This window comes from Vibrio sp. SBT000027, from assembly GCF_963894355.1.
Lineage (GTDB): Bacteria > Pseudomonadota > Gammaproteobacteria > Enterobacterales > Vibrionaceae > Vibrio > Vibrio splendidus.
Genome location: NZ_CAWQGD010000001.1, coordinates 1,539,021 through 1,558,998, shown reverse-complemented (window position 1 = coordinate 1,558,998; position 19,978 = coordinate 1,539,021). Strand labels below are relative to the sequence as shown.

19 protein-coding genes are annotated in these 19,978 nt (G+C 44.1%); 10 read left to right on the top strand and 9 right to left on the bottom strand.

Annotation, left to right across the window (positions count from 1 at the left end; translation table 11 throughout):
• Positions 1 to 107 precede the first annotated feature (107 nt).
• Positions 108 to 1,139 (top strand): L-threonine 3-dehydrogenase, encoded by a 1,032-nt coding sequence (gene tdh, locus AACU28_RS06570; protein WP_009845596.1) that lies wholly within the window; start codon positions 108 to 110, stop codon positions 1,137 to 1,139.
• A gap of 196 nt (positions 1,140 to 1,335) precedes the next feature.
• On the top strand, positions 1,336 to 2,181 hold the full coding sequence (locus AACU28_RS06565; RefSeq protein WP_121602614.1) for a transporter: 846 nt from the start codon (positions 1,336 to 1,338) through the stop codon (positions 2,179 to 2,181).
• Positions 2,182 to 2,261: 80 nt separating this feature from the next.
• On the opposite strand, the gene AACU28_RS06560 is transcribed toward AACU28_RS06565, so the two are convergent.
• The 3 genes from AACU28_RS06560 to AACU28_RS06550 form a co-directional block, all read right to left on the bottom strand.
• Positions 2,262 to 3,485 (bottom strand): DUF819 family protein, encoded by a 1,224-nt coding sequence (locus AACU28_RS06560; RefSeq protein WP_102458902.1) that lies wholly within the window; start codon positions 3,483 to 3,485, stop codon positions 2,262 to 2,264.
• Positions 3,486 to 4,026: 541 nt separating this feature from the next.
• Positions 4,027 to 5,952, bottom strand: a complete 1,926-nt coding sequence (locus AACU28_RS06555) for a monovalent cation:proton antiporter-2 (CPA2) family protein (RefSeq protein ID WP_017092770.1) — start codon at positions 5,950 to 5,952, stop codon at positions 4,027 to 4,029.
• A gap of 3 nt (positions 5,953 to 5,955) precedes the next feature.
• Positions 5,956 to 6,570: an NAD(P)H-dependent oxidoreductase gene (locus tag AACU28_RS06550; RefSeq protein WP_121602613.1), complete on the bottom strand. Its 615-nt coding sequence runs from the start codon at positions 6,568 to 6,570 to the stop codon at positions 5,956 to 5,958.
• A gap of 303 nt (positions 6,571 to 6,873) precedes the next feature.
• Here AACU28_RS06550 and AACU28_RS06545 point away from each other — a divergent pair, with 303 nt between their 5' ends.
• Positions 6,874 to 7,950, top strand: coding sequence for a threonine aldolase family protein (locus AACU28_RS06545; protein WP_017082538.1), 1,077 nt, complete (start codon positions 6,874 to 6,876; stop codon positions 7,948 to 7,950).
• Positions 7,951 to 8,092: 142 nt separating this feature from the next.
• Here the strand turns inward: AACU28_RS06545 and AACU28_RS06540 are convergent, their stop codons facing one another.
• Positions 8,093 to 8,218 carry a hypothetical protein gene (locus AACU28_RS06540; RefSeq protein ID WP_017060906.1) on the bottom strand — a complete coding sequence of 42 codons (126 nt, stop codon included), beginning with the start codon at positions 8,216 to 8,218 and terminating at the stop codon, positions 8,093 to 8,095.
• A 256-nt stretch (positions 8,219 to 8,474) separates the two neighbouring features.
• Between AACU28_RS06540 and AACU28_RS06535 the strand changes: the two genes are divergently transcribed.
• A complete protein-coding gene (locus AACU28_RS06535; RefSeq protein WP_004730224.1) occupies positions 8,475 to 8,909 on the top strand; it encodes a YccF domain-containing protein in 435 nt (144 codons plus the stop codon).
• 177 nt (positions 8,910 to 9,086) lie between these two features.
• Here AACU28_RS06535 and AACU28_RS06530 read toward each other — a convergent pair whose 3' ends face one another.
• The 3 genes from AACU28_RS06530 to AACU28_RS06520 all read right to left on the bottom strand — a co-directional run bounded on the left by AACU28_RS06530 (position 9,087) and on the right by AACU28_RS06520 (position 11,788).
• The gene (locus AACU28_RS06530; protein WP_102449786.1) at positions 9,087 to 10,010 is read right to left on the bottom strand and encodes a hypothetical protein; all 924 of its coding nucleotides are present in this window, start codon (positions 10,008 to 10,010) and stop codon (positions 9,087 to 9,089) included.
• Positions 10,011 to 10,226: 216 nt separating this feature from the next.
• Positions 10,227 to 11,375 carry an L-threonine dehydrogenase gene (gene yiaY, locus AACU28_RS06525; RefSeq protein ID WP_004730228.1) on the bottom strand — a complete coding sequence of 383 codons (1,149 nt, stop codon included), beginning with the start codon at positions 11,373 to 11,375 and terminating at the stop codon, positions 10,227 to 10,229.
• 260 nt (positions 11,376 to 11,635) lie between these two features.
• A complete protein-coding gene (locus tag AACU28_RS06520; RefSeq protein ID WP_004730229.1) occupies positions 11,636 to 11,788 on the bottom strand; it encodes a hypothetical protein in 153 nt (50 codons plus the stop codon).
• Between the two features lie 225 nt (positions 11,789 to 12,013).
• Between AACU28_RS06520 and yjjG the strand changes: the two genes are divergently transcribed.
• The gene (gene yjjG, locus AACU28_RS06515) at positions 12,014 to 12,688 is read left to right on the top strand and encodes a pyrimidine 5'-nucleotidase (RefSeq protein ID WP_121602612.1); all 675 of its coding nucleotides are present in this window, start codon (positions 12,014 to 12,016) and stop codon (positions 12,686 to 12,688) included.
• A gap of 173 nt (positions 12,689 to 12,861) precedes the next feature.
• Positions 12,862 to 13,791 (top strand): aromatic amino acid DMT transporter YddG, encoded by a 930-nt coding sequence (gene yddG / locus AACU28_RS06510; RefSeq protein WP_121602611.1) that lies wholly within the window; start codon positions 12,862 to 12,864, stop codon positions 13,789 to 13,791.
• Between the two features lie 50 nt (positions 13,792 to 13,841).
• On the opposite strand, the gene AACU28_RS06505 is transcribed toward yddG, so the two are convergent.
• A complete protein-coding gene (locus AACU28_RS06505) occupies positions 13,842 to 14,738 on the bottom strand; it encodes a cation diffusion facilitator family transporter (RefSeq protein ID WP_004730235.1) in 897 nt (298 codons plus the stop codon).
• A 313-nt stretch (positions 14,739 to 15,051) separates the two neighbouring features.
• On the opposite strand from AACU28_RS06505, the gene AACU28_RS06500 reads away from it, so the two are divergent.
• A complete protein-coding gene (locus tag AACU28_RS06500) occupies positions 15,052 to 15,402 on the top strand; it encodes a hypothetical protein (RefSeq protein ID WP_004730237.1) in 351 nt (116 codons plus the stop codon).
• A 61-nt stretch (positions 15,403 to 15,463) separates the two neighbouring features.
• On the opposite strand, the gene AACU28_RS06495 is transcribed toward AACU28_RS06500, so the two are convergent.
• Positions 15,464 to 16,342, bottom strand: a complete 879-nt coding sequence (locus AACU28_RS06495) for a LysR family transcriptional regulator (RefSeq protein ID WP_004730238.1) — start codon at positions 16,340 to 16,342, stop codon at positions 15,464 to 15,466.
• Between the two features lie 161 nt (positions 16,343 to 16,503).
• On the opposite strand from AACU28_RS06495, the gene AACU28_RS06490 reads away from it, so the two are divergent.
• The 3 genes from AACU28_RS06490 (at position 16,504) to AACU28_RS06480 (ending at position 19,972) form a co-directional block, all read left to right on the top strand.
• Positions 16,504 to 17,103: a class I SAM-dependent DNA methyltransferase gene (locus AACU28_RS06490; protein ID WP_004730240.1), complete on the top strand. Its 600-nt coding sequence runs from the start codon at positions 16,504 to 16,506 to the stop codon at positions 17,101 to 17,103.
• Positions 17,104 to 17,440: 337 nt separating this feature from the next.
• The gene (locus tag AACU28_RS06485) at positions 17,441 to 18,997 is read left to right on the top strand and encodes a YjjI family glycine radical enzyme (RefSeq protein WP_121602610.1); all 1,557 of its coding nucleotides are present in this window, start codon (positions 17,441 to 17,443) and stop codon (positions 18,995 to 18,997) included.
• 60 nt (positions 18,998 to 19,057) lie between these two features.
• Positions 19,058 to 19,972, top strand: coding sequence for a YjjW family glycine radical enzyme activase (locus AACU28_RS06480; protein ID WP_121602609.1), 915 nt, complete (start codon positions 19,058 to 19,060; stop codon positions 19,970 to 19,972).
• Positions 19,973 to 19,978 lie beyond the last annotated feature (6 nt).

Genomic DNA, 19,978 nt, shown 5'->3' with positions numbered 1-19,978 from the left:
TTAAAGGGGTGCCTTTGCATCCTTTGATTAGATAGAACAACACCCAATAGAACATATAGATTTTTGATTCTCGCCTTACTGTTAGGCGAGATGAACTGGATAACATTATGAAAATTAAAGCACTTTCTAAGCTTAAGCCTGAAGAAGGCATCTGGATGACCGAGGTTGAAAAACCTGAAATGGGTCATAATGATCTTCTTATCCGTATTAAGAAAACCGCAATTTGTGGTACTGACGTACATATCTACAACTGGGATGAGTGGTCACAAAACACAATCCCAGTACCTATGGTAGTAGGTCACGAATACGTGGGTGAAGTTGTTGGCATTGGCCAAGAAGTTCGTGGTTTTGAAATCGGCGACCGTGTATCTGGCGAAGGTCACATCACATGTGGTCACTGTCGTAACTGTCGTGGCGGCCGTACTCACCTTTGTCGTAACACTACAGGTGTTGGTGTTAACCGCACTGGTGCGTTCTCTGAGTTCCTTGTGATCCCAGCGTTCAACGCATTTAAGATCCCTGCAGAAATCTCTGACGATCTGGCATCAATCTTTGACCCGTTTGGTAACGCAGTACACACAGCGCTTTCTTTCGACCTAGTAGGCGAAGACGTGCTAATCACTGGTGCTGGTCCAATCGGTATCATGGCTGCTGCTGTTGCTAAGCACGTTGGTGCTCGTCACGTTGTAATCACTGACGTAAACGAATATCGCCTAGACCTTGCTCGTCAAATGGGTGTAACTCGCGCAGTAAACGTAATGGAAGAGAAGCTTGAAGACGTAATGTCTGATCTTGGCATGACTGAAGGCTTCGATGTAGGCCTAGAAATGTCTGGTAACCCATCTGCGTTCAACAGCATGCTGACTAACATGAACCACGGCGGTAAGATCTCTCTACTAGGTATTCCACCATCAGACATGGCAGTAGATTGGAACCAAGTAATCTTTAAAGGCTTGGTTATCAAAGGTATCTACGGCCGTGAGATGTTCGAAACTTGGTACAAGATGGCTTCACTAATCCAGTCTGGCCTAGATCTAACACCAATCATTACTCACCACTACAAAGTGGATGACTTCCAGAAAGGCTTCGACATGATGCGCTCTGGTATGTCTGGTAAAGTAATCCTTGATTGGGAATAAGCTAAAGGAGTAAACACTCCCTCGCTTCCTGATTATTTGAAAATGCCCCAAAGAGATTTGGGGCATTTTTGTATTTAAGCTCTCTCTTCTCAACTAAATTACCTCTGTCACTTAATGGCTATTTTCTCTTTCGGTAATCTCTAAAATACTCAATAAGCAGTTACATCTTATTGTTTTATTATTGAAGAGAGGGCTCATGGCTTGTAAACCACTTGCACTGATAATAACTGGAATATTATTAACGCCGAATTTTGCGAACGCTGATGCAGAAAGCAATCAAACAGCAGAACAGGCAGCAAAGGAACTTGCAAACCCAAACACAGCTTACGCTAGCCTTAATTTAAAGCTTCAGTATTCAGGTGGGTACGATGGTGGAGGGGATGCTTTCGCGACTGTATTACAGCCGACATTGCCGTTTCCAATGGATAATGGCGACAAAGTCATCTTCCGCCCGGCTATCTCTTATGTTCAGAATGACTTCAATGTGGACACGTCGACAAGTTCCCAACATATGGACCAGTCAGGCGTTACTGACATCTCATTTGATTTAGCTTATGCGCCTAAAATGGAAGGCGGTACTATTGTCGCTTTCGGTCTCTTTGCTTCTTTGCCTACAGGTAGTAATGACTTAACGGCTGATCAATTTGCTGTCGGGCCAGAGTTTATGGTCGGGAAGGCGAGTAGTGAGCGAGTTGTAGGTATGTTCCCAAACCACTTGTATGGTGTTTCTGGAGACGGAGCCGACCATTCTGATACTCGAATCAACAAGACATCGACACAAGTTTTTTGGGTAGAGATCTTAGGTGGAGGTTGGACGGTAGGCTCTGCGCCGAAATTCTCGTATGACTGGAATAAGGATCAGGCGGAAATTCCGTTGAATATAAGCGTAAGCAAGACAACTGTGTTGAATGGACGTCCTTGGAAGTTTGGCATTGAAGCGAACTATTATATTGAGAAAGATGAAAAGACACGTCCGGACTTTATGCTGAGCTTCAATATCAGTCCTGTGGTGGAAAATAAGCTGGCGTCTTTGTTTGATTAATCTCAGTGCGGAAGAGCAGAAATAAAAAAGGCAGAACGATCATCGTTCTGCCTTTCTGTTTTTGGGCTAGTAAGCTTCGATTAACCCGCCGCAGCCTGCATGATGAGGCCACAGATGTAGGCACCGTATGTGCCTAGAGCGTAACCAAGTACCGCCATTAGGATACCTACCGGAGCTAATGCTGGGTGGAACGCTGCAGCTACGATAGGAGCCGATGCTGCGCCGCCAACGTTAGCTTGGCTACCGACAGCCATGAAGAACAGTGGTGCACGGATAAGCTTCGCCATCACAATCATTAGAATGGCATGGATAGTTAGCCATGTGATACCAATGAAGAAGTAGCCTGGGTTGTCTAAGATAGCCGTCACATCCATTTGCATACCGATGGTTGCAACTAGGATGTATATGAACGCTGAACCTACCTTTGATGCGCCACTGTGTTCAAGACTGCGTGTTGATTTGAAGCATGAAGCGATGAGCGCGAACGTCGTTACCATTACGATCAACCAGAAGAAACCCGATGTAAGGCTGTATTTCGCGAGTTCTGGAGCGTTGGTCGAAATCCAAGGTGCGATTAGGTCACTGAATAAGTGAGCTAGGCCGGTAAGACCGAACGCAATTCCCGTGATCTTCATTAAATCTGTTGTGGTTGTTGGGCGAGCGTTCTCTTCTTGGTATTTAGAAACCGTCTCTTTTAGCTCTTCAATAGATGAAGTATCTGCTTTCAACCATGCATCAATCTTCTTCTGACGACCTGCCATGATAAGTAACACGGCCATCCAAATGTTCGCACAGATAACATCAACCGTAATCATTGCAGAGAATAATTGGTCATCAACCTCGAACACTTCTTTCATTGCTGCTTGGTTTGCACCGCCGCCGATCCAAGAACCAGCAACGGTTGTTAGGCCGCGCCATACGTCGCCAGATACAAGGTCAGGGTTAATTTGGTCGATGATCAAGATAGCCAGCGGGCCACCGATGATAATGCCGACAGTACCGGTTAGGAACATGATGACGGCTTTTGAACCAAGGCCAAAGATTTTACGTAGGTCTGCTGAGATGATCAGTAGAACGAGTGCGCTTGGTAATAGGTAGCGACTTGCAACGAAGTATAACTTAGAGTTTGATGCGTCGATGATGCCTAAACTGTTCAGTAGAGAAGGAACAAAGTAACAGAGCAATAGACCCGGAACGAACGAGTAGAATTTTTTCAGTGCGCTATTTTGGCTACTTTCCGTGATAAAAACACCGCCAAGAATAACAGCTAACATGCCCATTATTACAGCATCATTAGTAATCATTATTATATCTCCTTTAAGGTGAGCGCAAAGGTCTCACTTTTTGAATTGCAGGACTATACCGATAACCGCTATTCGTTACAAATTGTAACGATAGACATGTTTTGAAATGTTTATGTTAATTTTAACGGGTTGAATTTGTGAATGCAGTGCGCTACTTATTTGCATGGTGAATGGTTGGGTTGGGGCTTGTGCGGCGTATTTAGATATATGCAATGTAACTCAAGCCTTAGAGGGTGGTCGCTATGAATTGGGGCGATGATTGAATGACTTAAATGAGTGCATATATAGCCATGTTTATGGTGTGGTTTATGCGAGGTTGGAATGTTTCAATAATGTAAAAAGTGAATTCACTTTTGCCATGTGGTCAGAAATTAAAAATTTTAGCTAGATCACATAAATCTTTCGGATTACGAGTTCTAGCATCCGCTACTCATGCTCATTTGACGTTTTGTAGGGGTTCAATGAAAGAAAAAGCGGCCTAAATAGCCGCTTTTGATGGTTGCCTAGTATGGTTATCTAGCGCCGTTATTTAGAGTTCTGCTTAGGACTCTTCTTCCTCAAAGCCATCAGCATAGCCTTTCGGTGGCGGTGTCCAACCTCGTTCAGATCGAGAGTGCTTGTCTGAACGGTCTTTTTTCATATCTTCTTTCATTGCTTCTTCAAGGTGAATGAAGATTTGTCGGTAGTTGTTGTCGTAGCGCGGGTTCTCTTCCGCTTCAGACCAAGCTTGGTAGAGCTTTTCAGACTTACGGCTTTCAACACGTTGATACGTCGATTTCTGTTGTTCAACGAAGAATGGGTGATGACCCAAAGAGCGCAAGGCTTCAGCGCCCATTTCAAGAGCTGAATGGTAGGTCTCTGATTCCACAAAGTCTGCACCCGCTTCTCTTAAGCGGTAGCTATGACCACGGTCGAATGCACGCGCTAAGACTTTCACTTTAGGGTAGTTGTGTTTAACGTATTTGACCAATTCAACACTTGAGTCTTGGTTGTCGATAGCCACAACCAACATCGCGGCTTCTTCGATACCAGCGGTATGCAATAAGTCATGACGAGTCGCATCACCAAAGTAAGATTTGATGTTGATTGAACGTAGCAAGTCGACTTGATTAGCTTGATGATCCAAAACCACAGTATTGACGTCATTTGATACCAATAAGCGGTTAACAATCTGACCGAATCGGCCAATACCAGCAATGATCACCGTACCTTTCTCTTCGATGGTATCTTCTTCGCGATCGTTAGACTTTTGCTCGTAACGAGGAAGTATCACTTTATCAAATAGAATGAATAACCCTGGCGTTAGGAACATTGAAAGTGCAACAACCAGCGACAGTGTTTGAACAATATCGGCTGGCAGTACATGGTTTTGGGATGAGAAGCTCAGTAGGACAAAACCGAATTCACCGGCTTGCGCCAAGCTCAATGTAAACAGCCAACGGTCACTGTTTTTGATTTTGAAGATTAACGCCAACGTAAATAACACCAAGGCTTTGAGTAGCATAACGCCAAGAGTGAGGCCAATGATCAAACCAAAGTCGTTGAATAGGACATCAAAGTTGATGCCTGCACCTACGGTAATAAAGAACAAGCCAAGTAGTAGCCCTTTAAACGGGTCGATATTAGACTCAAGTTCGTGGCGGAATTCACTGTTCGCCAATACCACACCCGCAAGGAAGGTACCCAAAGCCGGTGATAGGCCGACTAGGCTCATTAGTGCAGCAATACCAATTACCAACATCAGTGCGGTTGCAGTAAAGATTTCACGCAGACCTGAGCTTGCAACAAAGCGGAACAGTGGACGACTCAAGAAGTGCCCGCCGACAACAACAATCGCAATAGATGCCGTGATCACAAGGCCATAAGCCCAACCGGGTAGGCCCGCAACGAGACTTAACTCTTCATGATGATCAGAAGCAGAAGCGACCGCGCTTTGTGCAGCTTCAATTAATTCTGGCAACGCTAATAGAGGAATAAACGCCAACATAGGGATGACGGCAATATCTTGGAAAAGCAGAACAGAGAAAGCGTTCTTGCCACCTTCAGTTTTGGACAACCCTTTTTCATTGAAAGTTTGTAGAACAATCGCGGTTGATGACAGTGCGAAGATCAAACCGATGGTGAGTGCTATCGTCCAAGGCTGCCCAAAGAACAGAGCAATGCCCATGACTATCGCGGTCGTGCCGCCAACTTGCAGACCACCCAGTCCCATAAGGCGGTTTCTCATTGCCCAAAGCATCTTAGGCTCAAGTTCAAGCCCGACTAAGAACAGCATCATAACCACGCCGAATTCGGCAAAGTGTTGAATGGTTGTCGTCTCTTCGCCAACTAAACCAATAATTGGGCCAATCACAACACCTGCAATGAGGTAACCAAGCACAGAACCAAGACCAAGCCTCTTGGCGATAGGGACCGCGATGACTGCGGCAAGCAAATAGATAAATGCTTGTAGAAAATATCCTGTCATGATTTAACCTCTGCTCATCAGTTCATCAACGTAATGGTTTAGCTTTTCAGCCTTGCTTGCCTTTTTAAAGTCGACTTCGCCCGCAACAAAAGCCTCTAAAAGCGTTTTATAGCTGTTTACGTGATCTTGAATTCGGCCTTCTTCCAACGCAGTACGTGAACCAAATAAAGCCAATGGAGCCAAGTAGTTCATGCCGCACAAAGATGCTGTTTGTTCGATTGGGTGAAGCAGTTCACGTATGGTGAAGTGGTTATAGCCATCAGTTTGATAAGCATCTTTCTTGCCACCAGCGGTGATACTGCATAACAAGCTTTTACCTTGCAGTTCATTACCGTCGGTGCCATAAGCAAAGCCATATTCGAGAACAAGGTCTTGCCATTCTTTAAGAATCGCGGGTGTTGAGTACCAATATAGTGGGAACTGAAAAATGATGATGTCATGGTCCAACAGGCGTTTCTGTTCACGGTCGATATTGATCTTGAAGGTTGGGTACTCAGCATAGAGGTCGACACAGGTAACCCCGTTAATGCGTTTGGCTTGTTCAAATAAGGGTTTGTTAGCTTCAGAGCGATGCTGAGAAGGGTGGGCGAATAGCACCAAAACTCGATTTTTCGACATATAGCCCTCTTTGTCCATTAACGAATAATATTTATTGGAATTATAGTTATACAATAATAGAAGAATGGTTGAACAACAACGAATTAGCCCATACTTATCTATTTAGATGCGTGTGTTTTTAGGTACTTAATTATATAAAACATCCGTCAATTTGAGTATTTCCGGCACAAGCCGCCGATGACTGAGTAAAACTAATTATTCACGAATAGTAAAAGCGAATATGGGCATTTTATGTCACCGTTGGTGGGTAACGTAAATAATCCAATAACCCTACATAGAACGATAATGAATAAAGGAAAAACTATGAGCATGGACTTGCGTCAACAATGTGATTTGTTGCTTTCCGGTCACCTAGAACCGACTCCAGCACAAACATTCGCTCAGATGGCTGAATGGTGTGAGACACACAATGTGAGCCATGATAGCTACGGCGATGGTGAGTTTATCGAGAGCTTCGAAAACAAAGTCGCGGAACTGCTAGGTTATGAAGCGGCTGTATTTGTGATTACCGGCACCATGAATCAACCCACAGCATTAGAAATTGCGTGCCAAGAGAAAAGAAACCCTGTAGTGGCGATGCATGAATCGAGTCATATTATGCGTCATGAACGCCAAGGGTATCAGCTCCAAAATCGCTTCAATGTACTTCCAGTAGGCAACGTATTTCGCACTTGGAATGTTGATGACTTAAAGGCGTGGCCTGATGAGATTGCAGCCGCTCTATATGAATTACCCATGCGTGAAATCGGCGGCCAATTACCAGAATGGGATGAGCTTGAAGCGATCAAGCAGTACTGCAAAGAACAATCAATTCACCTTCATATGGATGGTGCGCGTTTGTGGGAATGCGGCGCGTATTACCAAAAACCATACAGCGAAATTGCTAAGGGTTTTGATAGTGCCTATGTTTCGCTTTATAAGGGGCTGAACGGCCTCGGTGGTTCATTGTTACTGGGTGATAAAGCCTTTGTGGCGAAAGCATCTGCGTGGATGAAGCGTCAAGGCGGCAATGTTTATCACCGAACGCCTTATGTGGTTTCAGCGGCAATGCAGTTTGATGAGCGATTAGAGTTGATGCCATCACTGTTTGAGCGAACAAAACAGATCTACCAAATCTTACTCGATTATCCTCAGTTCACGGTTAACCCGCAGCAACCGCAGGTCAACATGCTTCATCTTTATTTACCTGTGAGTTACGAAGACGGCATTATTGTGAGAGATAACATCGCGAAGAAACACAAGATTTGGATAGGAAACCCAGCGATCAGTGAGTTGCCAAACCAATGTAAGATTGAATGGTATGTAGGGGATAACCTACTAAATTTGCCTGATCATGAGCTGATAGACATTCTAGATTTTATTAGCGAAGAGCTGATTTGATTAACGAAGAGCTGATTTGATCACGGAAGAGTTGAGTTGATTACAGAAGAGCTGACTGAAGAAGAACTGATCTAATTAGAACTGAAATGGATACAGGAAAGGGTTCTTATATCCATTTATATAGCCAGGATGTCCGGCTCTGTTACATATACTGGTTGATGTACACGTCGACTAAGAACATGAACACTGGGACTGTGCTGAGAAGTCCGAAGAAGACGATTGGCACCCAGTTTTTCATTTTCTTTTTAGGTTGCTCAGTGTTGTTCATAAATTCGGCCTTCAATTAGTTGTTGTAGCTATTGTAGCTGTTTAGCTTTGTGGTACTAAAAATCTAAGAGCATGGTATCAAATAAAATCGATGAGCCCTATGCGGATTTGGCGTTTCGTGGCGTGTATCAATCACATAAAATGTAAGTGATTCATAAACGGTTCATAAAGGTTCAACAATAATGAACCTATTAGAACAAGTATTGCCTTACTCGGCATATGAAATAAACAGTATTACAAGATTTGGAGAATACAGAATGAAAACAATAGGAAACATCATTTGGTTTCTGTTCGGTGGCGTATTTATGGGACTAGCTTGGTGGTTCTTCGGACTGCTCGCATTCCTTACCATCGTTGGTATTCCATGGGGTAGAGCGTGTTTTGTTATGGGTAACTTCTCATTCTTCCCATTTGGTCAGGAAGCGATTTCGCGTGACGAGCTTACCAATGAAATGGACATCGGTACGAGCCCGCTAGGCGTGATTGGTAACGTGATTTGGTTCTTATTTGCGGGTATCTGGCTAGCAATCGGTCACATCATGTCAGCTGTGGCGTGTTTCATTACCATCATTGGTATTCCGTTCGCGATTCAACACCTTAAGCTCGCGGTTATCTCGCTGGCGCCAATCGGTAAGACGGTTGTCGATAAACGTGAAGCAGAAGCGGCGCGAGTAAGAAATTACAAAGGTTAAGATTGCAGTCTACGCCTTGATCGAACTGAAAAAGCACATCGTATGATGTGCTTTTTTTGTGCCTCTGTTCTTATCTCTCGATGCTTATATCTCAAACACTAACTAGGCGTTGTTGAGCTAGATACTGTTGAGCTAGATACTGTAGAACTATACGTTGTTGAACTCAACATTATTGAGCTACACATTGTTGAACAGGACTTCAAGCCGAAGGGTGATGTTGGCTTCTTCGGTATGTTTCTCATGGGGTTCTCGTTCCCATTGATAACGAGGGATGAGTTCGTAGAACAGCCACTCTTTCCATACGTTTTGTCGGTAGGTAACCGAAACCTGAGCGTATTCGTAATGATTATGAGGCTCATCCGTTGCATTAATTGTAGCGCTATATTGAAGTGCTTGGTCTTGAGCAAGGTAGTGATACAAGGTTAATCCCGTACCATAGTTCCAACCTTTGAGATCGTCGTTGTACCCTGCAAAGCTTGACCATCGAGCCAAGAAATCATCACTTAAAGAAAGATCAAAATCGACGTCAGTGATCTCGCCAGTTTCTTGTTTTTCTTGATATACCCGCTGGGTTAGTCTGAATACCACATCGGTTGTGAGAGGGTAGGTAAAACGATAGCGAGCTTCAATACGCGGTCGTAATGTCGCCTTAATATTAAAGCTGCTATAACCTTTGGCATAAGCGTCGTAACGCAGACCTAACGCACTGTCCAATTCATCTGAATCATTCGGGAAAAAATCCAAGAACTCTTCATCGCTGACAGACTCGTAGATCAACTTTAGGCGTTTACTCACAAAAGGAAGATGCAGACGCGCCTTGAGTTTTGTTGAGTAGTCGACATCGCCACCTTCCGAGTAAATAAAATCGTTATACCAACGGACGGACGTTCCAGCTCTGGCATCTTCGGTAATGCGGTCATCAACAAAAAAACTATCAAACCACAGAGCGGGTTGGCAAAATTTACTGTTCAGGAAATGGTAAGCTTTTTCGACAGGGGCGTCTTCTAACGGCTGACTGTGGCACTCATTTTGCTCCTCTGCTTGAGCGGAGTATGCAAGAAGTGATGCTAATAATGAGGTGCTAGCTATCTTACGACTCAATGGAACCTGTTTGTCATTCTATATATCAATAGTTTAACTATAACTAAGCGATTGCAACAATGCGACTTTTTCGTGATTAGTGATTAGTGATTAGTGATTAGTGATTAGCGGCTAGTGGAGAAGGAAAAGATTTGAAAGGCATGGGACAGAAAAGAGAAAACGGGCTCAGAAGGTGAGCCCGTTTGTGTTAGCTATAAGAAGTGACTTGTATCTAGATTACATTGCCGCTTCGAAGATTGCTGAGATCTCTTCGTGTGTCGCCTGTTTAGGGTTAGTGAAACCACAAGCATCTTTCAGTGCATTGTCAGACAGCGTTGGGATGTCTTCTAGCTTCGCACCAAGTTGCGCGATACCTGTTGGGATGTTCACGTCGTTTGCAAGTTGAACAATCGCGTTGATCGCCGCTTCTGCGCCTTGTTCTGCAGTCATGCCTTCAACATTCACACCCATTGCTTTTGCAACATCACGTAGACGCTCAGGACAAACTTGTGCGTTGTAGCGTTGAACGTGTGGAAGCAAGATAGCGTTACATACACCGTGTGGAAGGTCGTAGAAACCGCCTAGTTGGTGCGCCATTGCGTGAACGTAACCTAGTGAAGCGTTGTTGAAAGCCATACCCGCCATAAACTGCGCGTAAGCCATTTGCTCACGAGCTTCAATGTCTTCGCCGTGCGCTACCGCTGTTCTTAGGTGTGCTTGCACAAGCTCGATTGCTTTAATTGCTACAGCGTCTGTAATTGGCGTTGCTGCGATAGAAACATAAGCTTCGATTGCGTGCGTTAACGCGTCCATGCCTGTTGCAGCAGTTAGTGATGCAGGTTTAGCAAGCATCAACTCAGGATCGTTTACTGAGATTAGTGGTGTTGTGTGCTTATCCACAATAGCCATCTTGATGTGGCGAGCTTCATCAGTAATGATGCAGAAGCGCGTCATTTCAGATGCAGTACCAGCCGTGGTGTTAATAGCAATCAGTGGCATCATTGGCTTTTCAGATTGGTCTACGCCTTCGTAATCAGCAATCTTGCCGCCGTTAGAAGCAACCAGAGCGATACCTTTTGCACAGTCATGTGGAGAACCGCCACCTAGAGAAACAACAAAATCACAATTGTTGTCAGTCAGCAATTCAAGGCCATCATTCACGTTAGTAATGGTTGGGTTTGGTTGAGTACCGTCGAATATAACTGCGTCTACGCCACGCTGGCTAAGAAGATCTTGTACCTGCTTAACTACGCCAATTTGATTCAGGATCTTATCAGTAACGATCAGACCTTTTTTGAATCCTTGAGACTGAATGCTATCAGCAGCATCTTTCAAACAGCCAGTACCCATGAAGTTGATTGTAGGGATGTAAAATGCAGTAGACATTGGAAAACTCCGTTAATTATGATTTTTAATTTCCTACATGTTGTCGGCATTCAAGTGGTTGACCATTGATCTGGAACAACTTTGATCCCGAACTACCACTTTGTGGCTAGTCGTTGTGATAGGGCTCATATAGCAATCGTTTTCATGGATTTTGGCTGTGTTCTTTGTCAGTAATGGATAGTGATAAATTGATTCAACTAAGGGCAGAATGGTGCTCTATAACAATGAAAAGTAAGCTTTTTCATTGAAAGCTGCTCTAGTTAGGCTTGTGTCGACTTTTTATCTGAGTCGTCACTGCATTCAATTTGAGGTTCTTGTGACTCTTCAGAATCAAGCGTGTCTTCTGGCTCCTCGTCATAGTATTTGACAAGAAAAGGGGTGAGCATGACAGATGACGGTAAAAAGTGCTTCATAGTACCTCCCGGTACCTAAGTGTATTTCTTGTATGGTATTGGTTTAATATGTGGCAAAATTTGCGATACATCATGACTTGTGGCTTGTTTTCTATAAATTATTAGATTTATATACAGGCTCACAAAATTGAGGGTAAAGTGATGCTCCGCCCTTTGAGGCAACGATAAAAACAACGACAAAAACAGTGCATGCACTGCTCAACAGCGCGAATAATAGGAAATAAAATGAAGTACGATTGGATATTCTTTGATGCAGATGAAACTTTGTTCCATTTTGATGCTTATCAAGGAATGAAGTTGATGTTTTCTCGCTTTGGTGTGGATTTCAGCGAGCAAGATTATTCGGCTTATCAAAAGGTTAACTTACCACTTTGGGTCGATTACCAAGATGGTCGCATTACCGCAGACCAACTGAAACATACGCGCTTCGAAAGCTGGGCTGAAAAGCTTGAAACAACAACCGCTGCTTTAAACAGTGCATTTTTAACGGCGATGGCGGACATCTGTTCTTTGTTACCGGGTGCGCAAGAGTTGATGGAGTCTTTAAAAGGCAAAGTGAACATGGGCATCATTACTAACGGTTTTACAGAGCTTCAGTCTATCCGTTTAGAGCGTACAGGAATGACGGATTACTTTGATCACGTGATTATTTCTGAAGAGGTTGGGGTAGCCAAACCGGATGCGGAAATTTTTGAGCATGCACACAAGCTGATTGGATTGCCATCAAAGCAAAGAGTATTGATGGTTGGGGACAACCCACACTCTGATATTTTAGGTGGCTTGGATTTTGGTATTGAGACCTGTTGGTTGAATAGCCAAGAGAAAGCGACGCCAGCAGGAATTAACCCTCATTATCAGGTTAAGTCTCTGGCTGACCTGCAAGCACTTTTGTTGGCATAACTGCTAACTGCTAACTGCTTTTAGATTTTTGAGTAAATGATTGATAGCCGAGTACAGTTATGTGCTCGGCTACTTATTTTTACCTACTGCAAGTTATCGATAGTGGTACTTAAGCCTATCTTTGTTTTAAGCTCGCTTTGATTACCTAATTACAATAAAAAGAAGGAAAAGGCGTGCTGAAATCTCATCGTTATAGCTGCTACGGCATTATCGCCATTTTACTATGGAGCTGTTTGATTGCTCTGTCTCGTAGTGTCTCAGAACAGCTAGGTCCAATTGGTGGTGCTGCCAGCCTTTACACGGTGAGTGCACTGTTGTTGGTCTGTGTTATGGGTTTACCAAAGTTGTCACGCTTTTCTAAGTCTTACTTGCTGATTGGCGGCGCCTTGTTCGTTTGTTATGAGATTTTCCTGGCTCTGGCTTTGGGAATGGCGAACAGCCGACATCAAGCGATAGAGATGGCAGTAATTAACTACCTGTGGCCGGCACTGACGGTGTTGTTTGCGGTGTTGCTGAGCGACAAGAAGATTAACTGGTTGGTTTATCCAAGTATCTTTTTGGCATTCTTCGGTGTGGCTTGGAGTATCAGTGGTGATCAAGGTCTATCTGTTGATCAAATTGCTGCAAACATTGCGACTAATCCTAAAACTTATTCTATGGCGTTTTTTGGTGCGATTATTTGGGCTGTTTACTGCAACTACACACAGCGAGTTGCTAAAGGACAGAATGCGATTGTGCTTTTCTTTATCGCTACGGCGATCACTCTGTGGATCAAATACGCATTGAGTGATGAAACAGGCATGGTAATGACAACGAGTGCGGTGATTGATTTGGCGTTAGCTGGCGCTTGTATGGGAGCAGGCTATGCGCTTTGGAATACGGCAATTCTGGGTGGTAATATGGTATTTCTTGCGACCATGTCGTATTTTACGCCAATCTTCGCAACCGTACTCTCTTCGTTGATTTTAGGCTTGTCGTTGACCATGACGTTTTGGCAGGGCGTTTGTATGGTAACCGTTGGTTCACTCGCTTGCTGGTGGGTAACAAGAGAAAAGCCGACGGCAAAGGCGTCGGCTTCTAAAAAGGCTCAATCTCACTCTTAATCTGAGTTTATGTTCTCGGGTGAGGTGTGTCCTCGTTTACTGTGGAAAACTTAACTCGCAACATTGAGATTCAATTGAAGCTCATAAGGCATCTTAGATAGGCGTCGCTTAAGCTGGCGGCGCGTTCGTTCAATATCATCGACCGCAATGGCTTGTTGGTCGTTGGTATGAATATCAACGTTAATTCTTAGTTCTGGGCCAACCTTAGTCACACCCATCAGCTCCAAATCTTGATCCGCTTCTTTGTCTACCGCGACAACGTTCTTATCTACCGCGTCACAAATATCTTTGTTTGCCGACATCATAAGCAGTTCGCGCATTGCTTCACGTAACATGTCGAAAGGCACTTTGATGAAGTAGAAAGACATCAGCAACATCATCATTGGGTCGGCATACACCGCGTATTCTGCAAGTGGAGAAAAGGTAATTAACCAAGCTGCTACGAAACCAGCCGTTACTGCCACACTCAGTAGCGTATCCATCTGCCACTGCTTAGACTCTGCTTGAATCAGACCTGAAGAAATACGCTTGCTCTTGTTAGCGATGTACCACCAAGCATAACCACAACCCAACACGTTGAAAATACCAAATAGAGTCGCGATAGAAGCATCAACTTCACGACCACCCGTCATCAACGCACCAATCGCAGAGTAAAGTGAATAGCTAACCACTAGCAGAATCACAATGGCTTTAATCGCAATCACAATTGGTTCAATGATGGCTCGACCAAACGGGAACTCCCTATCTGATGGGCGATTAATGTATTTCGATGCAGCTAGTGACAATAAAGTTAGCAGTAAGCTGATAAGAGAATAGACACCGTCAAATACTATGACCAGAGAGCCAACGAGAAGACCCAACACCAATCCGCCAACTGCGAAGCCTGATGCTAAAAGGGCTGAGAACAATAGTACTCGATTTTCGTTTTGGCTTTTCCTGTCACACATAAAATTTTCCAGATGTTTTTGATAACTTCATTGTTCTAATATTGAGCTAACTTTACAAACTTTATCTGATGATGTTTATATGTCAGTAACTAATTTTATATTCAAGTTGTTATTATTCAATCACTTATTGTCAGTATTCGGTGTCAGTAAAATTGACGTTGAGTGTTTCTTGGGGATGGTGTGCAACTGAAATAGGATCGTTTATGATTAATAAAACACATTAGTCGCTAGGGGCTCATTGATTTCCTAGACTCTGCTGAGGCTGAGGCTGAGACTGAGAGCACGGATTGGAATGGACAAGGAATGGATCGATATGAAGTTTGACGATATCAGTGATAACGAATTGTGGGTGATTGCTAACCCGATCATGGATAACTTGATGGACGGTTCAACTAAGGTTGATCATGCTCAGCACTGTCGAGACTTTACCCAAAGGATGAAAGACATTGTTACGCCGGAATATTTAGAAAAGGTATGTCACCATTATCAACACAGCAATGGCTTTTTTGCTGAACGAAAGCAGGTCGCACTATTTAGACGCTCAGATTCTATCGCCTTTGTGTGGAAGCAAGCGTATACCATTGCGAAAGGCGAGTTTGTGGCTGAAATGGTGTTGGTTGAAGAAGACGGACGCTATTTAGTTGATCACGTGATGGTCTTTTAAAGAGAGGGCTTTCTATTTGTTAGATGATTTTAAGTGTCGAGATAGAACATTATCTGACACTTTAAAAATCAAACAAGTAATCGCTGATCTGATCCGCTAACCAATTCATACCTGGGTGTTCAGCCATCCCTGCCGCGGTAAACATACAGTAGTCTTCTTGAGTCAGGCCATAAGTGTGCTTGATCACCGCTAGCTCTTGTTCACGCAATAAATGGCGAATCAATGGCTCTGGCATTACGCCCCACGCCTCTTCACGCAAAATTGTATCCAACATGAAGTCAAAGCTAGAGAAGCCAATATAACGGCGAGAGAAGGGCTCAAGCTCAGGGTTATCCTTCTCATTGAGATAAACCATGGTCGCTTGCATCGAATTCCTCAATACTTCATCCGACACTCGTCGCATCGCACTCAGATCATGTCCTTTCTTACACACAGACATCATTCGAATCTTACCAAGTGGATTGTAGATAATTCTTGGGTCATCGACACGTTCGTAATCGACGCCAAATGCGAAGTCGACTTGCTGAGTTTCAACCAAGTTAGCTAAGTCGCCGCTTGACGCGAGAACAAAGTTGAATGAGGTAGAAGGGTACTTGTTATTTAAGGCGTGAGATAAATCCTGCCACATTCCATCGGGTAGAGAGTCATCTCGTGCAATCCAAATTTCCGCGTTAAATTCGCCTGAAACATGCAAGCAGGTCTGTTTAATACGCGCTGCTGTCACCAACAAGCCTTCGCAATCTTTGTAAATGGCTTTGCCCGCTTCAGAAAGTTCAACGTGGTTTCCGCTGCGTACGAACAGCTCGACATCTAACTCTTTTTCCAAGGCTTTAATCGACATGCTGAGTTTGGTTCGGTTGCATTCTAGCTGGCGTGCAGCTTCAGACACTGATCCTAAATCAGCAACGGAACAAAAGGCTTGGACTTGAGAAAGGTTCATTTCATTTCCATATTGAGCGGGGGTCGGTGCATATTATCTGAATATTGTGCTGACTATCTTAGAAATAGTCCATCTTTGCATGATAACTCTATGACGAATTGACTAATTTGGTTTATTCTGGGGAAGTTCCGAACCTACAAGAAGTAAAGATGGAGGCCATGATGGCGAAACAATGGGACGAGTACGCCGTTGATTGGGATAAAGATCCCGCAACCGCAGTATTCGCACAGTCCGTATTTGACCAGTTAACACCGCTCGTTGATTTAAACGGAACCCGTGTCCTTGATTTTGGTTGTGGTACAGGATTACTCAGCCAGAAAATATCTCCTTTAGCAAAAGAGATCATCGCACTAGATATCTCTGAAGGGATGATTGAAGAGTTAGATAAGAAAGAGTTACCCAATGTTGAACCGGTTGTTGATCTTTTATCGCGCGGGCTTGCAGCGCAGCATCCAGCATTCAGAAACCAGTTTGACCTAGTGGTAGCCTCTTCGGTGTGTGGTTTTATCCCGAACCTACAAGACACAGTCAGTCTGATTTACACGCTGCTTGAAAACGACGGCACGTTTGTACACTGGGATTGGTACTTAGAGAACGACAGCGAAGACTACGGTGTAAGCCAACAGCGCTCAGAGAATGTATTGAGTGCAGCTGGCTTTGCAGTGGTTGAAGTATCAACGCCGTTCTCGATCAACACTCCACAAGGAGAGTTAAAGGTATTGATGGGTGTTGGACGCAAACAAGTGCTTCCTCATCTGTAATCGTGTGTATGCCTAGAGCTAGCCTCGGTAATGCTCATCTAAAATAACGAAACCCACATCAACGATCTTAAGGTCAGTTATGTGGGTTTTCTATTTTTAGTCGTTTGTGTTTCAAACAGGCGAGCCAGTGAGTACTTTTCAATATCTTCAGTATCACTATCACTATCAACGCCAACACTGGCTTCTTTCTTCCCATTTCGCTTATAGATAAGCTAATTTCCGGCAATTAACAAATTACTCATTTCCATTTTGGAAATATAGTCTTGCATACATTTCATTAGTGGAAATGTAACAGTGAGATATAAAATAAGCCCATAATAATATTAAGGGTTTCATCATGAGCCACCAATCTGCTTCTCCACAACTTTCAGAGCAACAACAACGCTTTAGCAATATCATTTCAGATGCCCACCTGTCTCCAAAGCAGAAGTCGAGTTATCTTGCCTTAGAAGCTGAAGCAAGCTTGCCGTACATGCCGGTAAGCAACGAAGTAGAGCAAGCCCTACAACAAGGTGTGCTATGTGACATGTTTGAAGGGCATGCACCATTTAAGCCGCGCTATGTACTTCCAGACTATTCTAAATACTTACATCAAGGCTCAAAGTATTTAGAGCTTAGCGCGGCCACTAATTTCGATGAAGCATTGAACATGCTTACCATCCTTTACCACCATGTTCCGTCTGTGACATCAATTCCGGTATACCTAGGTCAGTTGGATGATGTACTGATGCCATTTGTTGGCGACTTGACGGATGAGCAGGTATATCAAAAGCTTAAGTTGTTCTGGATTATGCTGGACCGCACACTGCCAGATGCCTTTATGCATGTGAATATCGGCCCGACCGACAACATTGTGTGCCGTACGATTTTGCGCGTAGACGCTGAACTGAAGCAGATTGCACCAAACCTAACCTTTATGTACGACCCTGCTGTGACACCTGATGATCTACTTCGTCATGCGGCAAGCAATATCTGTGAGTGCAGTAAACCACATATCGCAAACTATCCAGCGCATGCCGAGGCTTACGGTGACAAGCGTTTTGGTATTGTGAGCTGCTATAACTCTTTGCCTTTAGCGGGCGGTTCAAACACCTTGGTGCGTATGAACCTAAAGCAAGTGGCGTTGAAGTCTGAGGACAGTGCTGATTTCTTACAACAAGTATTGCCGAATTACAGCGACATCATGATCGAACTGATGAACGCACGTAGCCGCTTCTTGCATGAAGAGTCTAATTTTTTTGACGGCTTCCTGACCAAAGAAGGTCTTATCGAAGAAGACCGCTTTGCGCCAATGTTTGGTATTTATGGCATGGCGGAAGCAGTCAACATCTTGATGGAGAAAGAGGGCCAAGCAGGGCGCTATGGTCACGATGAACAGGCGAATCAACTCGGTCACCGTATCTCTGAAAAGCTGGCTGAGATCGTCGAAAGTTCTGAAGTGAAATATGGGCTGGAAGGTAAGGCTCTGTTGCACGCTCAAGGCGGTATTAGTTTAGATGAAGATGTGACTCCGGGTGTCCGTATTCCTTATGGCACCGAACCGGATCCTGTCTCTTACGTTCGTGCTACCGCGGGTCATCATAAGTTCTACACCTCGGGTATCAGTGACATTCTGACCATCGACGAAACAGTGAAATCAAATCCTGAAGCGATGTTTAACCTGTGTAAAGGCGCGATTCAGGCGGGTTACCGTGAGTTCACAGCTAACGTTGCATCAAACGATTTGGTTCGTGTGACGGGTTACATGGTCAAACTGTCTGATATTGCGAAATACGATGAGCAAGGCTCACGTACTAATACCACCTTCTTAGGTGCTGAAGCCGCGAAGAACACGGGTATATTAGAGCGTAAACCACGTGTAGCGAGCTTAGAGATGTCGCCGACATACGAATAGCTTTAACGTGCGTGCGTGCGTTATGTGTGTGATGCGTTTCGACTACGAACAATGTGAATTATGAAAATTTCTGATCTAACAACTCAAATGGCTAGGGTTAAAAATAATAAGACAGAAAAACAAGCGAAGGTCAGCCGTGTGCTGACCTTTTCTTGTGTTGACGGCCCGGGAAACCGCTTGGTGCTGTTTCTTCAGGGCTGCAACTTTGACTGCATTACTTGTCACAACCCACACACAATTAACCACTGTAACCATTGTGGAGACTGCGTTAGCGGCTGCCCAAGCAGTGCTTTAAGCATGATTGATGGCAAAGTGAATTGGGACCCAGTAGCCTGCACCAACTGCGATCAATGCATTGATGTCTGCGATCATAAGTCGAGCCCGAAAATCACCACAATGGCAGTCTCTGAGGTGCTTGAACTCGTCAGGCATAACCAATTTTTCTTAAGCGGAATCACTATCTCAGGTGGCGAGGCGACCATGCAGTTGCCGTTTATCATTGAGCTATTTCAAGCGATTAAAAGTGATCCGCAGCTAGCGCACCTTACGTGCTTTATTGATAGTAATGGTTCGCTGCCACTGCAAGGTTGGGACAAGGTGTTGCCTTATCTTGATGGCGCGATGATTGACCTAAAATCATGGCAATCGGAAACACATCAATGGTTAGTGGGCAGAGGAAATCATCGGGTGTTTGAAACCATCAATTATCTTGTAGGCAAAGGAAAGCTGTATGAAGTTAGGTTGCTGCATATTCCGAATAAAAGCGATCTTGAAGATGAAATTGAACAAGTGGGGCGTTACTTGAAGACGCTACCAAATGATGTTCGAATTCGACTGAATGCGTTTCAGCATCATGGTGTGATTGGTGAAGCGTTAGATTGGCCTAAATGCACCGAACAACAGATGCAGAGCTTTCACGACAAGCTTTACACGATCGTTCAAAGGGCAATGCAAACGCCCGAGGTTTATACCTAATATTTT

Coding starts and splice junctions, on each gene's coding strand:
- tdh (WP_009845596.1), top strand. CDS start 108: ATGAAAATTAAAGCACTTTCTAAGCTTAAGCCTGAAGAAGGCATCTGG.
- AACU28_RS06565 (WP_121602614.1), top strand. CDS start 1,336: ATGGCTTGTAAACCACTTGCACTGATAATAACTGGAATATTATTAACG.
- AACU28_RS06560 (WP_102458902.1), bottom strand. CDS start 3,485: ATGATTACTAATGATGCTGTAATAATGGGCATGTTAGCTGTTATTCTT.
- AACU28_RS06555 (WP_017092770.1), bottom strand. CDS start 5,952: ATGACAGGATATTTTCTACAAGCATTTATCTATTTGCTTGCCGCAGTC.
- AACU28_RS06550 (WP_121602613.1), bottom strand. CDS start 6,570: ATGTCGAAAAATCGAGTTTTGGTGCTATTCGCCCACCCTTCTCAGCAT.
- AACU28_RS06545 (WP_017082538.1), top strand. CDS start 6,874: ATGAGCATGGACTTGCGTCAACAATGTGATTTGTTGCTTTCCGGTCAC.
- AACU28_RS06540 (WP_017060906.1), bottom strand. CDS start 8,218: ATGAACAACACTGAGCAACCTAAAAAGAAAATGAAAAACTGGGTGCCA.
- AACU28_RS06535 (WP_004730224.1), top strand. CDS start 8,475: ATGAAAACAATAGGAAACATCATTTGGTTTCTGTTCGGTGGCGTATTT.
- yiaY (WP_004730228.1), bottom strand. CDS start 11,375: ATGTCTACTGCATTTTACATCCCTACAATCAACTTCATGGGTACTGGC.
- AACU28_RS06520 (WP_004730229.1), bottom strand. CDS start 11,788: ATGAAGCACTTTTTACCGTCATCTGTCATGCTCACCCCTTTTCTTGTC.
- yjjG (WP_121602612.1), top strand. CDS start 12,014: ATGAAGTACGATTGGATATTCTTTGATGCAGATGAAACTTTGTTCCAT.
- AACU28_RS06505 (WP_004730235.1), bottom strand. CDS start 14,738: ATGTGTGACAGGAAAAGCCAAAACGAAAATCGAGTACTATTGTTCTCA.
- AACU28_RS06500 (WP_004730237.1), top strand. CDS start 15,052: ATGAAGTTTGACGATATCAGTGATAACGAATTGTGGGTGATTGCTAAC.
- AACU28_RS06495 (WP_004730238.1), bottom strand. CDS start 16,342: ATGAACCTTTCTCAAGTCCAAGCCTTTTGTTCCGTTGCTGATTTAGGA.
- AACU28_RS06490 (WP_004730240.1), top strand. CDS start 16,504: ATGGCGAAACAATGGGACGAGTACGCCGTTGATTGGGATAAAGATCCC.
- AACU28_RS06485 (WP_121602610.1), top strand. CDS start 17,441: ATGAGCCACCAATCTGCTTCTCCACAACTTTCAGAGCAACAACAACGC.
- AACU28_RS06480 (WP_121602609.1), top strand. CDS start 19,058: ATGAAAATTTCTGATCTAACAACTCAAATGGCTAGGGTTAAAAATAAT.